This window comes from Nocardia sp. NPDC047654, from assembly GCF_043205035.1.
Lineage (GTDB): Bacteria > Actinomycetota > Actinomycetes > Mycobacteriales > Mycobacteriaceae > Nocardia.
This window is the reverse complement of sequence record NZ_JBIDDF010000001.1, coordinates 403,275-418,330: the sequence shown is the minus strand read 5'-3', so window position 1 is coordinate 418,330 and position 15,056 is coordinate 403,275. Positions and strand designations below refer to the sequence as shown.

Sequence of the window (15,056 nt, the reverse complement as noted above, 5' to 3'; positions counted from 1 at the left end):
TCGGTGACCGACGCGATCCCGATCGCGGGGGTAGGTCAGGAAGAGTCCACGGTGACCAAAGGCACACCCTCGGTCCCCTTCGTGGCGGCCACAGCGCGGGAGAACGCACGCACTCCCGGGGTTTCCCGGTAGCGGTGCCACACCAACCCGAGCCGGGACTCGGCGATCCCGGTCACCGGCACGAAGGTCACCGGCCGCCTGCGGTGCGATTCCGCGGTCGGATGGCACAGCAGCATCGCGCCGCGGCCTGCCGCCACCGCGGCGAGGCCCTCCTCCAACGTGCCGACCTCCGGACCGGGGCGCACCGTCCGGCCCTCCGGCGTCACATCCAGCGTCTGCGCCCTGCGCCAGTACTCCGGCGCCGGGGCACGCACACCGACCAAGGGCACCTCGGCGATGTCCTCGACCGACAGCGCGGCGCGTCCCGCGAGCGGGTGGGAACTGGCCACCGCGAGCGTCTGCGGCTGCCCCGCGAACACCGATCCGAGCACCAGATCACGCTCACCCACCGGCAGCAGCACCACCGCGGCATCGACCTCGGCGCGTCGCACCGCGCCGAACGGATCGGCGAGCGGTATCTCGGCCAGCTCGACCGAGCAGTCCGGGTGCCGCCGCTGAAAGAACTCGACCGCGGCCATCAGATGATCGTTGCCCGCACCCTGGAATCCGATGCGCAAAATCCCGTCCATACCCCGGGCGGCGGCACGGGCGGCGTCGACTGTCGCGCGTAACGCGGCATAGGCGGGCCGCAGCTCGGCGAGAAAGTCCGCGCCGAGCGGGGTCAGCCGGACGGTGCGGCTGGTCCGTTCCACCAGCGCCCCGCCGACGCGCCGCTCCAGCGCACGCAGCAGCTGGCTCACCCGGCTCTGCGACACATACAGCCGGGCACCGGCCCGCCCGAAATGGAGCTCCTCGGCGAGCGCGAGAAATGCCTCCAGTTCACGGATCTCCAAGCCGCCCATCAGACTCCCTTCCACGGTCGATGAGTCCAGCTCATAGAACTATGAGACCTTCGCCGTTGTTTCCTCCGGCCGCGAACCCTTGGCTGGAGGACATGACAGAGGTTCGGGAAATCGTTGCGTCGCGGCCGGTTTCGGTACTGCGCGGCTGGCTGGGCGTCGGCGCGGTGACGGCGGGCACGTTCACGGTGGTCACCTCCGAGATGCTGCCGGTCGGTCTGCTCACTCCGATCGGCTCGGCGCTGCGGGTGAGCGAGGGCCGCGCCGGTCTCGCGCTGACGGTGACCGGCCTGGTCGCCGCGGTGTCGGCGCCCGTGGTCACCGCGGCGCTGGGCCGGTTCGAGCGCAGGCTGGTGCTGTGCGGGTTGATGGCGGTGCTCGCGCTGGGCAATCTCGGTGCGGCGGCGGCACCCACGTTCGGTGTGCTGATCGGGGCGCGGGTGCTGGTCGGTGTCGGCATGGGGGGTGTGTGGGCGATCGCGGCGAGCCTGGCGGCGCGGCTGGTGCCCGCGCGATCGGTCACCGCCGCGACATCGCTGGTCTTCTCCGGCGTCGCGGTCGCCTCGGTGCTCGGCATCCCCGCGGGAACGTTCCTGGGCGCGCTGGCCGGGTGGCGGATCACGTTCGTGGCCGCCGCCGCTGTGGCGTTGCTGGTGCTCGTGGCCATGGCGGCCTCGCTCCCGCCGCTACCCGCGATCGAGGCCATGGCGCTGGGCGGCGTGTTGCGGCTGACCCGGCAGCCGGGCTTGCGCGTCGCCCTGCTCGTGGTCGCGTTCCTGGTCACCGGCCACTTCGCCGCCTACACCTACGTGCGGCCGGTGCTCGAGGAGGTGACCGGCGTCGGGGCGCGGACGATCGGCACACTGCTGCTGGTCTACGGGATCGCCGGAGTCGCGGGCAATTTCGCGGCGGGAGCGGCGGCGGCGCACACACCACGGAAGACGCTGATCGTGATCGGATCCATCCTGGCCGGGGCGGCGATCGCCTTGCCCGTGCTGGGCGCCTCGCCGCCGCAGGCCGTCGCGCTGATGATCGTGTGGGGGCTGGCCTACGGCGGCGTCTCGGTGAGCACCCAGAGCTGGGTCTTCGCCGCGTCGCCCCAGCACAGGGACGGCGCGTCCGCTCTGTTCGCCGGAGTTTTCAATGGCGCCATCGCACTAGGGTCGCTGATCGGAGGTCTGACCGCGGACGGGATCGGCCTCGCCGCCGCCCTGTGGCTGGGTGGCGCGCTGGCCGTCGCCGCCGTGCTCGTCGCTTCGTTCGGGACCATCGCGCCTCGCCCGTGAGCGGTGACGAAAAGCAGCTGCGACAACCCTTTTCGGCACCTACCATCACGCTCATGTCTTTGCGCGCGATTCCGGCTTCGATGGACCCGGCGGTGGTCGGGTCCATCGATCGTGAGCTGGTCCGGGTCGAGCGGGAGCACCGGGTGTCGATCCGGTTGGCCATCGAGAGCGGTAGTCGCGCTTGGGGATTCCCCTCCCCGGATTCGGACTACGACTGCCGGTTCGTCTATGTCGCGACACTGGAGACCTACCTGTCCCCGTGGCGCACCCGCGACGTGGTGGAGACGCCGCTGACGGACTTGCTCGACGTGAACGGCTGGGATCTGGCCAAGGCGCTACGGCTGCTGGTGCAGGGCAACGCGGTGCTCATCGAGTGGCTGATGTCGCCGATCGTCTATCGCGGCGACGCCGATTTCCGCGACCGATTGCGCGCGGTGGCCGACGAGGTCGCCGACCGGGACAAGGTCGCGCGGCACTATCTGCACCTGGGCGCCAAGCAGTGGGCGCTGTACGAGCGCACCGGATCGTTGAAGAAGGTGTTCTACGCGCTGCGGCCTGCGATGGCGCTGCGGTGGCTGCGCGAGCATCCCGCGGCGGCGGTGGCGCCGATGCATCTGCCGACGCTGTTGCGGGAGTGCGAGCTGCCCGCCGAGCTGACCGCGGCGGTGACCGAGCTGACCGACCTGAAGTCGCGGACCAGGGAGATGGGCAGCGGGACGGTGCCCGCGCCGATCACCGGGTTCATCGCCGCCGAATTCGCCTGCGCCGCCGAAGTGTTCCGCAGGTCCAGGGGCCGCGACCACACGCGGGCCCGTGCGATCACCGCGGAGTTCTTCCGCTCCGAGGCGCTGGCGGGCTGAGCGGCCCGAAGAGGTCTACGAAGCGGCTTTCCGATCGTCGGCTCCGTTCGACTCGGCGACCGCGTCGGCGTAGGCCTGGGCGAGTCGTCGCGTCGCGGTCGGACGATCCGGGTCCGGGCGCGGGATGCCCAGGTGGCTCTCCCGTAGCTCGTCCATGAAGTCCGCCCACAGCCGCGGACCGCCCGCCTCGAGCAATTCGGCCCGCACCCGAAGAGTCCGCGTGGTCGGGCGGTGCCGCAATCCCCACGCGCCGAGCTGCGCCATGATCGGCACCAATTGGATGGCCGGTTCGGTCAGCCGGTATTCGGCTTTCTGACCGGGCCGGGTGTCCGCGCGGCTGAGCAGTCCCGCCGCCACCAGGCGCTTGAGCCGATCGGACAGGATGTTGGAGGCGATGCCCTCCTCCGAGCCGGCCAGCAACTCGCGGAAGTGCCGCCGGTCGCCGAACATCACGTCGCGCAGCACGAGCAGCGTCCACCGATCACCGATCACCTCGATCGTCGCGTTGATCGGGCACCCCGAACGTCCGTCCTCGCGCACCCGGCACTCCTCTCGGTCCGACAACTACTGCTTGCAATATACAACCGGTAAGTCGTACGCTGCACACAACCAGTTGCGAATTGCAATCACTTAGTGGAATGAGCGAACAGATGCCGAAGCTGCGCGTACACAACCTCGCGATCTCACTGGACGGCTACGTCGCCGGCCCGAACCAGGGGCCGGACCACCCTCTGGGCGAAGGTGGCATGCGCCTGCACGAGTGGGTCTTCGCGACGCCTTACGCCAACCCGGAGGCGACCATCGAACCGGGCGTCGACGACGACTTCCTGGCCGCCGGCGATCGCGGCATCGGCGCGACCATCATGGGCCGCAATATGTTCGGCCCGATCCGCGGCGAATGGCGGGACCACGAATGGAAGGGCTGGTGGGGCGGCAATCCGCCGTACCACCACGATGTCTTCGTGCTGACACACCACCCGCGCCCGTCGTTCTCCATGGACGGCGGCACGACGTTCCACTTCGTGGACGACACGCCCGAAGCCGTGCTGGGCCGGGCGTTCGAAGCGGCGAACGGGCTGGACGTGCGCCTTGGCGGCGGCGCTGCCACGGTACGCGAGTACCTGCGCGCGGGTCTGGTCGACGAGCTGCACCTGGCCGTCGTTCCGATCCTGCTCGGGTCGGGCGAGCGCCTCTACGACGGGCTCGCCGGGCTGCCGGGGTACGAAGTCGCGACGGTGGCGCACTCCCCCGCCGTCACCCATGTGACCTTCACCCGCTCCGCAGCGTGAAAACGCCCTGAACAGGGGAAAGGCCCCGCACCCATCCCGGTGCGGGGCCTTTCGAAGCTAAAGTCGCGATCAGAGAACGCGGACGTCCTGGGCCTGCGGACCCTTCTGTCCCTGGCCGATCTCGAACTCCACGCGCTGCCCCTCATCGAGGGACCGGAAACCCGAGCCGCTCACAGCCGAGTAATGCACGAAGACGTCGGGCCCCCCGCCGTCCTGTGCGATGAAGCCGAAGCCCTTCTCGCTGTTGAACCACTTCACAATGCCTTGAGCCATTTCATACTTTCTGTAGACGAGCCAGGTAGGTGTTATGAGATGCCCTGGCCTCGTAGATCAACGATGCCATGATCCGACGAATTACTCACGTTCCGCACCACCAACTGTGAGGTAACGCTCACGACGACGCTCGGCTCCGTCGTGCGCGACGCTCGCTCAGGGGGCTGGGTCTGTCACCTCCCACGTTCGGTCGGGTCCCGGTCCGTGCGATTTCGCCGGGCCCATCAGGCGGATACCCGCACTTCGCCTCGAATAACGTCCGCCGCCGCGCCCGGTCGAGCACACCCCACGCGGAGGGGCCACCGCGCCCGGCATCATGGGACTCCTTCTTCGACGCGGCTCGGCACCGATGCGCATTGGCTACCAATTGCGTTGCGCCCCAACTGTTTTTAGTGTACCGGTAGACTACGACAAATCAGCCTACGTCCGGGGTGCACCGGCCGCACCGTTCTTTAAGTTCTGTTCACGGCCGGAGGTAGCGCACCTGGCGCGGTTTCGTCTCGTCGTATGCGGCGCGGCCGGGCAGATGCTCCGGCACTCCGATCTCCCACCAGGCGCCCGCGTCGGTCCACGCCGAGGGCTGCGTCCGCACGACGAGCACCGCCGGCCGGCGCTCGGCCCTCGCCGCCGCCCGTGCCCGCGGGTAGGCGGCACGGAATTCGTCCAGGCCGGAGGCAGTGAAAACCGAACATCCCAGCGCGGCGGCGTGGGCGGCGAAATCGACCCGGGGCGGATGTTCGTGCGTGGTGTGGCAGTCGGCGTAGAAATTGTTGAACGGCTCGCCGCCTTGCCCCTCTTGCAGCCGGGCGATCACGGCGTATCCGTCGTTGTCGCAGACCACGGCGACGAACGGATGCCCGGCGAACGCCGCGGAGAACAGTTCCGAGTTCAGCATCAGATACGAGCCGTCGCCGAGCAGGGTCGTCACCACGCCTTCGTCCCGCGCCATGGCCGCGCCCCACGCGCCCGCGAGCTCGTAGCCCATGCAGGAGAAGCCGTACTCCACGTCCATCGTCGGTGCGCCGCCGGTCGCCCGCCAGCCGCCGACGAGTTCACCGGGCAAGCCGCCGGAGGCCGTCATCACGTAATCGCTCGGCTCGCTCAGGTCGTTCACGGCGCCCACCACCTGGGCATAGCTCGGCGCGCCTGGGGTCGGTGCGCGCAATTCGTCGATGCGCGCGTCCCAAGAGCCGCGCAGTTCGGCGGCTCGCGCGGTCCAGTCGGGGTCGGCTCGCCATTGCCCCACCTGCGCGGCCAGCTCGCGCACGGTGGCCTCGGCGTCACCGACCACCGCGCGGGCGCCGTGCTTGACCGCGTCGAAGCGCGCCACGTTGATCGTGACCAGGCGAACGTCCGGCGCGAAGACCGTCCAGGACGCGGTGGTGAAGTCCTGTAACCGGGTCCCGACCGCGAGGATCAGGTCGGCTTCGGCGGCCATCGCGTTCGCCGACGCCGAGCCGGTGATGCCGAGTGGTCCCGCGAACAGCGGATGCTCGTGCGGCACGAGGGTGCGGCCCGCGGTGGTCTCCACGACCGGGAGGCCGTGGCGCTCGGCGAATTCGAGCACGGTGGGCCCCGCGCCGGAATAACGGACGCCGCCACCGAGCACCAGCAGCGGACGGCGCGCCGCGAGCAGTGCGGCCACGGCGTCGGCGAGCGCTCGCCGATCGGGACGCGGCCGCGCGAGACGGTGCACCACCGGCTCGAAGAGCGCGTCGGGGAAGTCGTAGCTCTCGGCCTGGACGTCCTGCGGGAGCGCGAGGACGACCGGACCGGCATCGGCCGGATCGGTGAGCACGCCGACCGCCTGCGGCAGGGTCGAGATCAGCTGCTCCGGGCGGGTGATGCGGTCGAAGTACCTGCTCACCGGCCGGAACGCGTCGTTCACCGTGACGGTCGGGTCGCCGAAGTGCTCGACCTGTTGCAAGACCGGGTCCGGCGCCCGACCGGCGAAGGTGTCGCCGGGCAGCAGCAGCAACGGCAGCCGATTCGCGTGCGCGACGCCCGCCGCCGTCACCATGTTGAGCGCGCCGGGACCGATCGATGAGGTCACGACGCCCACCTGACGCCGGTGGGCGGCCTTCGCGTAGCCGACGGCCGCGAGCGCCATCCCCTCTTCGGTGTGCCCGCGCCAGACCGGGAGTTCGGCGCGCCGCTCGTGCAGCGCGGTGCCGAGGCCGAGCACGTTGCCGTGGCCGAAGATCGCGAACACGGCGGGGAACAATGGCGCCTCGCGGCCGTCGAGCGTCTCGGAGCGCTGGGCGATCAGCCAGGCCACCAGCGCCTGCGCGGTGGTCAGTCGCATCCCGTCCGTCCTTCGTGCGAGGTGACCGGGCAGCGCGGATCGAGCGGCTCGGCGTCCCAGCGCGCCCGCACCCAGCTGTGGGCGGGGTCGTCGCAGAACGCCATCGATCGCTCCGGCGCGGGACCGGCCAATACGTTGAGGTAGTACATGGGGTAACCGGGCGCCGCGACGCACGGGCCGTGATAGCCGCGCGGGATCAGGAAGACGTCACCGTCACGGACCGCCACGTTCTCGTCGACCGTGCCGTCGGCCGTGTAGGTGCGATGTAGGCCGAATCCCTCGCGCGATGGCGTGATCCCGTCCCGTCCGGCGATGCGGAAGTAGTAGATCTCCTCGTTGACGACTTCGCAGGCACCTGCCTCGTCGTGCTTGTGCGGCGGGTAGGACGACCAGTTGCCGTCCGGGGTGATCAACTCGCAGGCGTTGAGTTTGTCCGCGTGCTCCCACACGCCGGGTATCCCGAAGTTGGTGACCTGGCGCGTCGCGCGTCCGGCCCCGCGGACTTCGACCGGCACCTGCTCGGCGGGGCCGTATCGCGGCTCCAGCCGTTTCGTGCAACGGGCCATGGGAAGCGCCACCTCCAGGTCGACGCCCTCGGCCGCCAGCCGCACTACGGCGTCTCGCGGGACGTAGGCGAAATCCGTGACCCGGGTGAAGACCGAATCCCGCCCGGCCAGCGTGAAGGTCGCGCTGTCCACGCGCACCGTGCACGCTCCGGCCAGCGGCAGGACGAATGCCTCGAACTCGCCCGTCCGAACGATCCGCGATTCGCCCGCGCCGATCCGCAGCACCCGCAGGCCCGCGTAGGTCCATCCGGCGTCCTCGGGGGTCAGCAGGATCGGGTCACCGTCATGGCGCAATGTTCCTTCGGGACGATGCAGGGTCATCACACCTCCTCGATACAGATTCCCCGGATACCTTCGATCCGATCGCTCCGTCGGCGGACGAATTCGACCGCCATGTGCGCCGAAGGCGACCACCAGAGCCGCAGCGGCGACCGCGGCGCGCGCGTCATCGGGTTTCCTTCAGCAGGCGGGCGGCGCTCTCGACCGCCCGGGCGACGTCGCCGTCCGGCGGGTACAGCAGGGTGCGCCCGACGACGAGACCGCGGACCACGTCGTGGCCGAGCGCCCCGCCCCACAGCGCGCGATCCACCGCCGAGTCTCCGGACGGCGCTCCGCCCAGCACGAGAACCGGCAGCGTGGTGGCGTCCAGCACCGAGATGTCCTGTGGTGCGGGGATCTTCAGCCAGGTATAGGCCGAGGTGACGCCGAGCCCGGAGGCCACCGTGATCGCCCGCGACAGCGAGACGGCGTCCTTGCTCATCACCAGCGCACCGGATTCGTCCCGGTGGTACGGCAACGGTTCGACCATCGCCATCAGCTCGTGCGCCGCCAGTTCCGAGACCGCCCGCGCGCAGGCTTGCAGCGTCGGGACGGTGCCCGCGTCGGAATCGACCAGGCGCAGCAGCATCTTGCCGCCGTCGAGCCGGAACCGCGCCAGAGAGTCCGCGTCGTATCCGGTGAAGCGGTCGTCGATCTCCCACTCCGCGCCCGCCAGTCCGCCCCGGTTCATCGACCCGATCACGACCTTGTCGTCCAGGGCGTCCAGCAGCAGCAATTCCTCCACCACGTCCGGCGAGCCGAGCACACCGTCGACGTCCGGGTCGGCCAGCGCGATCAGCAGCCGTTCCAGTAACGCGCGCCGATCCGCCATGGCGGTACGGTCCTCGCCGACACCGAGCGCGCCGCGAGCGGGGTGATCGGCGGCGACCAGGAACAAGGTCTGCTTACCCGCCAGCAGGTCGGCGCGGCGCAGCCGTTTCGCGTAGGCCCGCTCGACCGCGGCGGAGTCCGTGGCCCGCGTGTGCAGCAGCTCGCGCCAGCGCTCGTCGGTCAAATGCATCCGGGCACCTCCGTTCCATCCTCATGACACAGCCGCACTGGGATTCCTCCAGCCCGCGCCCGGCTCGGTCGCACCGCAACTCCCTCGGTCCGCGCACGACATCAGTCGTGCGCGAATACTCCAGCCCGCTCCCCCGCGCCGAGGCCGCTCTTCGCGGGCCATCCCGGTTCGGTCGCATCCCGGCTCCTCGAGATCCGCGCCGACTCAGCCGCACAGCAGTTCCTCGATCTCAGCGCTGGTGGGCATCGCGTCGGCGCAGGCGAGACGCGAAGCGACCAGCGCGCCCGCCGCGTTGGCGTAGGTGGCGACGCGCCATGGGTCCCAGTCCGAGAGCAGTCCGTGGATCAACGCGCCACCGAAACCGTCACCCGCGCCGAGCCCGCACACCACCTCCACGCGGCACGGCGGCACCGTCCAGCGCTCCTGTGCGGTCGCCACCAAAACGCCGTCACCGCCCTGCTTGATCACCGCGAGGCGCACCCCCCGCGCGAGCAGCCGATCCGCCGCCGTCTCCGGGTCGGCGGTGCCCACCGCCACCTCGACCTCGGTACGGTTGCCGACCACCACGTCGACGTGGTCGACCATCCACCCGATTTCGGCCCGCGCGGTGTCCACGTCGGGCCAGAACATCGGCCGGTAATCCAGATCCAGCACCGTGTGCCCACGTCGTGCGCGGCGCAGCAAAACCTCCCGCTGTGTACTGCGGCCGGGTTCCGCGCTCACTCCGGTGCCCGTGACCCACAGCAGCGGCACGGCATCCACGACATCCCAGGGCACTTCGTCCGGGGTGATGGTGAGGTCCGGCGCGATCGGCGCACGGTAGAACAACAGCGGCGGATCCGACGGCGGCGTCAGCTCGCAGAAGACGACGGGCGTCCGCAGGTCCGGCGCGGTCGTCACGTAGCGGGATGAGACGCCGAAGTCCTCCAGCGCCGTGCGCACGAAGTCGCCGAAGCCGTCGGGGCCCACCTTGGTCAGCACCGCGGAACGACGGCCGAGCCGGGCGGCGGCCACGGCGACGTTGGTGGCGGTGCCGCCGAGGAACTTGGCGAAACTGCGCACCTGCGCCAGGGCGACGCCGCTCTGTTCGGGATACAGGTCCACCCCGACGCGACCGATCGTCAACGCCTCCAGCTCGCCTGCCCGCTTGTTCACGGCGTCACCACACGCTGCAATTCGTGCTGCAATGCCTCCAGTTCCGCCCCGCCTGCCATCTGGCGGGTCAGCTCCGGCAGGTCGATCTCCGATTTCTCGTACGCGCCGAGCATCGCGCCCCGCTTCAGCAGCAGGAATCGGTCGCCCACCGGATAGGCGTGGTGCGGGTTGTGCGTGATGAGCACGACGCCGAGCCCGCGTTCACGCGCCTGCACGACGTACTTCAGCACCACCCCGGCCTGTTTGACGCCCAGCGCCGCTGTCGGCTCGTCGAGGATCAGCACTTTCGCGCCGTAGTGCACGGCCCGCGCGATAGCGACGCACTGCCGCTGGCCGCCCGACAGGGTGCCGACCGGCTGTTCCATATCCCGGATCTCGATACCCATGTCGGCCAACGCCGTCCGCGCGATCTGACAGCCCTTCTTGCGGTCCAGCAGCCGGAAGGGACCGTATCCGAAGGTGGGCTCGGACCCGAGCACGAAGTTGCGCCACACGCTCATCAGCGGTACCACCGCGAGATCCTGGTAGACCGTGGCGATGCCGCGATCGAGCGCCGCCCGCGGCGAGGCGAACCGGACCGCTTCGCCCTCCACACGCAGTTCGCCGCGGTCGTGCCGGTGCACCCCGGCCAGGATCTTGATCAGCGTCGATTTGCCCGCGCCGTTGTCGCCGAGCACGCAGGTCACCTCGCCCGCGTTCACCACCGTGGACACCTCACGCAGGGCGACGACGCCGCCGTAGCTCTTGCCGAGGTCGACCGCCTCGATGAGGGAAGTCATCGGCGCACCCTTTCGGCTCGTTTCTGGAATCTATTGTTGACCAGCACCGCCGCCAGCAGCAGCACACCGAGGAACAGCATGAACCAGTCGCTGTCCCAGCGCGCGAACACGATGCCCTGGCGCGCCATGCCGAAGATCAGCGCACCGATGGCGGCGCCGACCGCCGAGCCGAAGCCGCCGGTGAGCAGGCACCCGCCGACCACGGCGGCGATGATGTAGTGCAATTCGAGCCCGATGCCCTGGTTGGCCTGCACGCTGGCGAACCGCAGGATGTTGCAGGAACCCACCACCCAGCCCGCGAACGCGGTGCCCATGAACAACAGGATCTTGGTGCGGTCGGCGGGCACACCGACCGCGCGGGCGCTCGGCAGCGCCCCGCCGACGGCGAAGATCCAGTTGCCGAATTTCGTGCGGACCAGGAGCGTCGCGGCGATGGCGGTGAGCACGATCCACCAGACCACCGAAGCCTGGATGTGGGCTTCGCCGATGTCGAGGGTCGAGGCGAAGACCCAGCCCGCCGATTGGTAGCCGCCCGCGCTCCTTACGCCCGACACCTGCACCGTGTCGGTCACCAGGCGCGTCACGCCGAGGTTCAACCCTTGCAGGGCGAGGAAGGTGCCCAGCGTCACGATGAAACTCGGCAGGCCGGTGCGCATCACCACCCAGCCGTTGAACGCGCCGACGGCCAGCGCGAAGACCAGCGAGGCCAGCAGCGCGAGCCAGACGTTCCATCCGGCGTGCACCGCCAGCAACGCGGTGACCAGCGCCGTGGAGGCCGTCATCACCCCTGCCGACAAATCGAACTCGCCGCCGATCATCAGCATCGCCACGGCCACCGCCATGATGCCCAGCGTGGAGGCGTCGTCGAGCCAGGTCGCGACGCCGAGCGGGCTCAGGAACCGGTCGGTGACCAGCGAGAAGAACACGAACACCAGCAACGCGCCGAGCGCAGCGCCGATCTCGGGCCGCACGGCCAGACGTTGCAGCGGCGAGAGTCCCGGACGGTCCTGCGTCGAGTCGGATGCTTGTGTGGCAACGGTCATTTCATCCACCTCAGCGCGTGCCCTGCGCGACGAGCGCGGCGACGGCGTCCACATTGTTCTTGTCGACGAAACCGGGTCCGGTCTGCACCGGCGCGCCGCCTCCGACGGTGTTCAGGTTCGTCCGGTACAGCTTCAGCAACACGATCGGAAGATAACCCTGCTCGTACTGTTGCTGATCGACCGCGAAAAGCAGCTTTCCAGCCCTGATCGCCTCCACCACATCGGCATTCAGGTCGAAGGTCGCGACGGTGGCTGGCGACCCGGCCTCCCGGACGGCGTCGACAGCGCGTGCGGCGACCTGGGAGTTGAGTGTCAGGACCGCGTCGATGGACCGGTCGGCCTCCAGCGCGCCCTTGATCCTCGATTGCGCGTCGGTCGGATTATTGATGTCCACCTGAAGCGTGGTCGCGGTGCCGAACGCCTTCGTCGCGCCGGCGCAACGCTCGTTCGCGCCGATATTGCCCGCCTCATGGATGACGCACAGCATCTTCCCGCGCCCGGCCTCCGCGAGCCGTCTGCCCGCGGCCTGCCCGGCCAGCGATTCACTCTGCCCCACATGGACGAACGCGCCGAACCGCGCGCTGTCCGACTCCCCCGAATTGATCGTCACCACCGGAATGCCCGCGGCGACAGCCTTTTCGACCGAGCGCCGAAGCGCCTCGGGATTGGCCATGGACACGACGAGACCGTCGACGCCTTGCGCCACGGCGTTGTCGATCAGCTTCGCCTGCTGACCGGGATCACCGGAGGCGTTGTACTCCACACGGATCCCCAAATCCTCGCCAGCGGCCTCCGCGCCGTTCTTGACGACGTTCCAGAACGCGTCACCGGGGCTGCCGTGGGTCACCACCGCTACCGATCGCACCGTGCCGACCTCGGTCGGCGCCTGTGACGGAGCGGGCGCGTCGGCGCCGGGGCCGCTGCATGCCGCCAGAAGAGCGGCGGCGGCGATCCACGGCAGCAGGCGGGCCCGGTGCCGCGCGGCCGCGCCGCGTCGTGCTCGCAGAAGCATCCGCATCGCCTAGATTCCGGCCGCGGCGAGCGCGATGTCGCTGAGGAACCGGAGGCTGCGCGCGGTGTCGCCGCTCGGCTTCTCCACCGAGTCGGACGGTCGCAGCGCGGCGTCCTGCTCCAGGACGTACCAGCCCCGATACCCCGCGCCGCGCATGGTGTGCACGAGTGCCGCGATGTCGACGTCCCCCTCGCCCAGCGGGACGTACAACCCACGGCGCACCGCCTCGCTGTACTCGAGCTTCCCGCCACGGACCTGATCGGCCAGCGAGCCTCGGACGTCCTTGAGATGAACGTGCCCGATCCGCTCGGCGTGCCGCCGGGCGAGCCGAACCGGGTCGGTGCCGCCGACGAGCAGATGCCCGGTGTCCAAGCAGATGTCGAGATCGGAATCGGCGAGGAACCGCTCGACCTCGGCCTCGCTCTCCACCTGCGTGCCGACATGCGGATGCAGCACCGTGCGCAGGCCGTACGCGGCGGCGATATCGCGGATCTCGGCAGCGGTGTCGATCACGGCGCGCCAGTGCGAGTCGTCGAGTGGCGGCCGCTCGTCGTATCCGCCGAGTCCGGTCGCGGCGGCGAGCACGAGCACTTCCGCGCCCGTGGCGGCCAGCAGCGCGGCGTTCTCCTGCGCCCGAGCGAGGGCGGCGTGCCGGTCGCGATGCAACACGACGGCGAGGAAGCCACCGACCGCGGTGACGTCGAAGGCCGCCAGCAGTCGTCGCAGTTCGCTCGGGTCGCGCGGCAGATAGCCGGGTGGCCCGAGTTCGGTGGCGGACAGGCCGAGCGCGGCCATCTCCGACAGAACGGTGCGTGCGTCGAGCACGTGACCCCAGCCGGGGACCTCACAGACTCCCCAGGAGATCGGCGCGGCCGCGAGGCGCAGCGGGTGGAGGGATTCGGGCATCGGCACTTCTCCGACCTTCGATATCGAGTTGACGCCGCCGTAGTTGGAGCGCTCCAACTATGTAACGTGGGTCATAACGTGTCAAGGGCTTGCGGCGTGCCGGTCAAAGCGGCTCTACCAGCGATAATTCGGTCTTTCTTGGAAGACTCCGGTGCGCCGAAGTCAGGTTGGAGCGCTCTATTGATCCCTTCTGACGCACCGCGTATCGTCCGTCCCGGCAGGGCTGGTGAACGCGGAACGGAGGCGCCGTGGCACGACCGACCATGGAAGACGTCGCCGCGCGTGCGGGCGTCTCCCGCGCCCTCGTCTCGCTGGTCATGCGCGACTCCCCGAAGGTCAGCGAGCACCGCCGCCGCGCCGTGCTGGACGCGGCGAAAGACCTCGGCTATCAACCGCACATCCTGGCCCGCTCGCTGGCCAGCCGGACCTCCAACATCGTCGGTGTCCTCGTCTCCGACCTGCGCAACGCCTTCTTCGCCGACGTCGTCGAAGGCATGGACGCCGCCGCGCAGGAGTCCGGCCTCGAACTGATCCTCAATACCGGCCGGCGCAGCGCCGCACGCGAACACACCGCGTTGGAGAGCCTGCTCTCGTTCCGGCCGGGAGGGGTCATCCTGCTGTCTCCCATCCTGCCCGCCGCCGCCATCCGCGCGGCGTCGCAACAGGCTCCGCTGGTGTTGGTGTCGCGGACCTCCACCGTCGCGGGCATCGACACGGTCAACGACGACGGCGAGGCGGGCGCCACCCTCGCCGTCGATCATCTGGTCTCGCTCGGGCACCGGCGCATCGTCCACCTCGACGGCGGCGGCGCGTTCACCTCCGCCCCGCGACGCAAGGGCTACCGGGCCGCCATGCGACGTCACGGCCTGGAACCGATGGTCGTGCCGAGCGAGCACACCGACTCCGCGGGCATGGCCGCGGTGCGCAAACTGTTGAACCTGTTCTCCCGCGACGCCTTTCCCACCGCACTGGTGTGCGGCAACGACTTCAACGCCGTCGGGGCGATGTCCGCGCTCGAGGAAGCGGGATTGCGGGTGCCGGAGGACGTCTCGGTGATCGGCTACGACAACACCTCGCTGGCCGCCCTGCGTCACGTCGCGCTGACCACCATCGATCAACCGCGTATTCGAATGGGCAGCCTCGCGATAGAGGCCATCGCCGAACGACTTCGCGACGGCCGCACGAGACCGGTCCGCCGCCGGTTGGAACCCACGCTCGTCGTCCGCTCGACCACGACCGCACCGGGGCGCTGAGCCTCGTCGCGGTTCCTTACGAAGGAGAGCC

15 protein-coding genes are annotated in these 15,056 nt (G+C 69.8%); 4 read left to right on the top strand and 11 right to left on the bottom strand.

Going from position 1 to position 15,056, the window contains the following annotated elements:
- Positions 1 to 35 precede the first annotated feature (35 nt).
- On the bottom strand, positions 36 to 977 hold the full coding sequence (locus tag ACGF7Y_RS01910; protein ID WP_393228315.1) for a LysR family transcriptional regulator: 942 nt from the start codon (positions 975 to 977) through the stop codon (positions 36 to 38).
- Between the two features lie 77 nt (positions 978 to 1,054).
- On the opposite strand from ACGF7Y_RS01910, the gene ACGF7Y_RS01905 reads away from it, so the two are divergent.
- Complete coding sequence (locus ACGF7Y_RS01905) at positions 1,055 to 2,245, top strand: MFS transporter (RefSeq protein WP_393228313.1); 1,191 nt, start codon at positions 1,055 to 1,057, stop codon at positions 2,243 to 2,245.
- Positions 2,246 to 2,298: 53 nt separating this feature from the next.
- Positions 2,299 to 3,105 (top strand): DNA polymerase beta superfamily protein, encoded by an 807-nt coding sequence (locus ACGF7Y_RS01900; RefSeq protein ID WP_393228311.1) that lies wholly within the window; start codon positions 2,299 to 2,301, stop codon positions 3,103 to 3,105.
- Between the two features lie 15 nt (positions 3,106 to 3,120).
- Here the strand turns inward: ACGF7Y_RS01900 and ACGF7Y_RS01895 are convergent, their stop codons facing one another.
- Positions 3,121 to 3,645, bottom strand: a complete 525-nt coding sequence (locus ACGF7Y_RS01895) for a winged helix-turn-helix transcriptional regulator (protein ID WP_393228309.1) — start codon at positions 3,643 to 3,645, stop codon at positions 3,121 to 3,123.
- Between the two features lie 98 nt (positions 3,646 to 3,743).
- Between ACGF7Y_RS01895 and ACGF7Y_RS01890 the strand changes: the two genes are divergently transcribed.
- The gene (locus tag ACGF7Y_RS01890; protein WP_393228307.1) at positions 3,744 to 4,394 is read left to right on the top strand and encodes a dihydrofolate reductase family protein; all 651 of its coding nucleotides are present in this window, start codon (positions 3,744 to 3,746) and stop codon (positions 4,392 to 4,394) included.
- 69 nt (positions 4,395 to 4,463) lie between these two features.
- Here the strand turns inward: ACGF7Y_RS01890 and ACGF7Y_RS01885 are convergent, their stop codons facing one another.
- The 9 genes from ACGF7Y_RS01885 to ACGF7Y_RS01845 form a co-directional block, all read right to left on the bottom strand.
- A complete protein-coding gene (locus ACGF7Y_RS01885) occupies positions 4,464 to 4,667 on the bottom strand; it encodes a cold-shock protein (RefSeq protein ID WP_014987157.1) in 204 nt (67 codons plus the stop codon).
- A gap of 463 nt (positions 4,668 to 5,130) precedes the next feature.
- Complete coding sequence (iolD, locus tag ACGF7Y_RS01880) at positions 5,131 to 6,972, bottom strand: 3D-(3,5/4)-trihydroxycyclohexane-1,2-dione acylhydrolase (decyclizing) (RefSeq protein ID WP_393228304.1); 1,842 nt, start codon at positions 6,970 to 6,972, stop codon at positions 5,131 to 5,133.
- Positions 6,963 to 7,859, bottom strand: coding sequence for a 5-deoxy-glucuronate isomerase (gene iolB / locus ACGF7Y_RS01875; protein WP_393228302.1), 897 nt, complete (start codon positions 7,857 to 7,859; stop codon positions 6,963 to 6,965). The genes iolD and iolB overlap by 10 nt, the downstream gene beginning before the upstream one ends.
- Positions 7,860 to 7,983: 124 nt before the next feature.
- The gene (locus ACGF7Y_RS01870; protein WP_393228300.1) at positions 7,984 to 8,877 is read right to left on the bottom strand and encodes an aldolase; all 894 of its coding nucleotides are present in this window, start codon (positions 8,875 to 8,877) and stop codon (positions 7,984 to 7,986) included.
- A 204-nt stretch (positions 8,878 to 9,081) separates the two neighbouring features.
- Positions 9,082 to 10,032 (bottom strand): 5-dehydro-2-deoxygluconokinase, encoded by a 951-nt coding sequence (gene iolC, locus ACGF7Y_RS01865; RefSeq protein ID WP_393228298.1) that lies wholly within the window; start codon positions 10,030 to 10,032, stop codon positions 9,082 to 9,084.
- Positions 10,029 to 10,811 (bottom strand): ATP-binding cassette domain-containing protein, encoded by a 783-nt coding sequence (locus ACGF7Y_RS01860; RefSeq protein ID WP_393228296.1) that lies wholly within the window; start codon positions 10,809 to 10,811, stop codon positions 10,029 to 10,031. Before ACGF7Y_RS01860 ends, iolC begins: the two co-directional genes overlap by 4 nt.
- Complete coding sequence (locus ACGF7Y_RS01855) at positions 10,808 to 11,854, bottom strand: ABC transporter permease (protein ID WP_393228294.1); 1,047 nt, start codon at positions 11,852 to 11,854, stop codon at positions 10,808 to 10,810. Before ACGF7Y_RS01855 ends, ACGF7Y_RS01860 begins: the two co-directional genes overlap by 4 nt.
- Positions 11,855 to 11,864: 10 nt before the next feature.
- Positions 11,865 to 12,866, bottom strand: coding sequence for a sugar ABC transporter substrate-binding protein (locus ACGF7Y_RS01850; RefSeq protein ID WP_393228292.1), 1,002 nt, complete (start codon positions 12,864 to 12,866; stop codon positions 11,865 to 11,867).
- A 9-nt stretch (positions 12,867 to 12,875) separates the two neighbouring features.
- On the bottom strand, positions 12,876 to 13,772 hold the full coding sequence (locus ACGF7Y_RS01845; RefSeq protein WP_393228290.1) for a TIM barrel protein: 897 nt from the start codon (positions 13,770 to 13,772) through the stop codon (positions 12,876 to 12,878).
- A 248-nt stretch (positions 13,773 to 14,020) separates the two neighbouring features.
- On the opposite strand from ACGF7Y_RS01845, the gene ACGF7Y_RS01840 reads away from it, so the two are divergent.
- Positions 14,021 to 15,025: a LacI family DNA-binding transcriptional regulator gene (locus ACGF7Y_RS01840; RefSeq protein WP_393228288.1), complete on the top strand. Its 1,005-nt coding sequence runs from the start codon at positions 14,021 to 14,023 to the stop codon at positions 15,023 to 15,025.
- Positions 15,026 to 15,056 lie beyond the last annotated feature (31 nt).

Coding starts and splice junctions, on each gene's coding strand:
- ACGF7Y_RS01905 (WP_393228313.1), top strand. CDS start 1,055: ATGACAGAGGTTCGGGAAATCGTTGCGTCGCGGCCGGTTTCGGTACTG.
- ACGF7Y_RS01900 (WP_393228311.1), top strand. CDS start 2,299: ATGTCTTTGCGCGCGATTCCGGCTTCGATGGACCCGGCGGTGGTCGGG.
- ACGF7Y_RS01890 (WP_393228307.1), top strand. CDS start 3,744: ATGAGCGAACAGATGCCGAAGCTGCGCGTACACAACCTCGCGATCTCA.
- ACGF7Y_RS01885 (WP_014987157.1), bottom strand. CDS start 4,667: ATGGCTCAAGGCATTGTGAAGTGGTTCAACAGCGAGAAGGGCTTCGGC.
- iolD (WP_393228304.1), bottom strand. CDS start 6,972: ATGCGACTGACCACCGCGCAGGCGCTGGTGGCCTGGCTGATCGCCCAG.
- iolB (WP_393228302.1), bottom strand. CDS start 7,859: ATGACCCTGCATCGTCCCGAAGGAACATTGCGCCATGACGGTGACCCG.
- ACGF7Y_RS01870 (WP_393228300.1), bottom strand. CDS start 8,877: ATGCATTTGACCGACGAGCGCTGGCGCGAGCTGCTGCACACGCGGGCC.
- ACGF7Y_RS01860 (WP_393228296.1), bottom strand. CDS start 10,811: ATGACTTCCCTCATCGAGGCGGTCGACCTCGGCAAGAGCTACGGCGGC.
- ACGF7Y_RS01855 (WP_393228294.1), bottom strand. CDS start 11,854: ATGACCGTTGCCACACAAGCATCCGACTCGACGCAGGACCGTCCGGGA.
- ACGF7Y_RS01850 (WP_393228292.1), bottom strand. CDS start 12,866: ATGCTTCTGCGAGCACGACGCGGCGCGGCCGCGCGGCACCGGGCCCGC.
- ACGF7Y_RS01845 (WP_393228290.1), bottom strand. CDS start 13,772: ATGCCCGAATCCCTCCACCCGCTGCGCCTCGCGGCCGCGCCGATCTCC.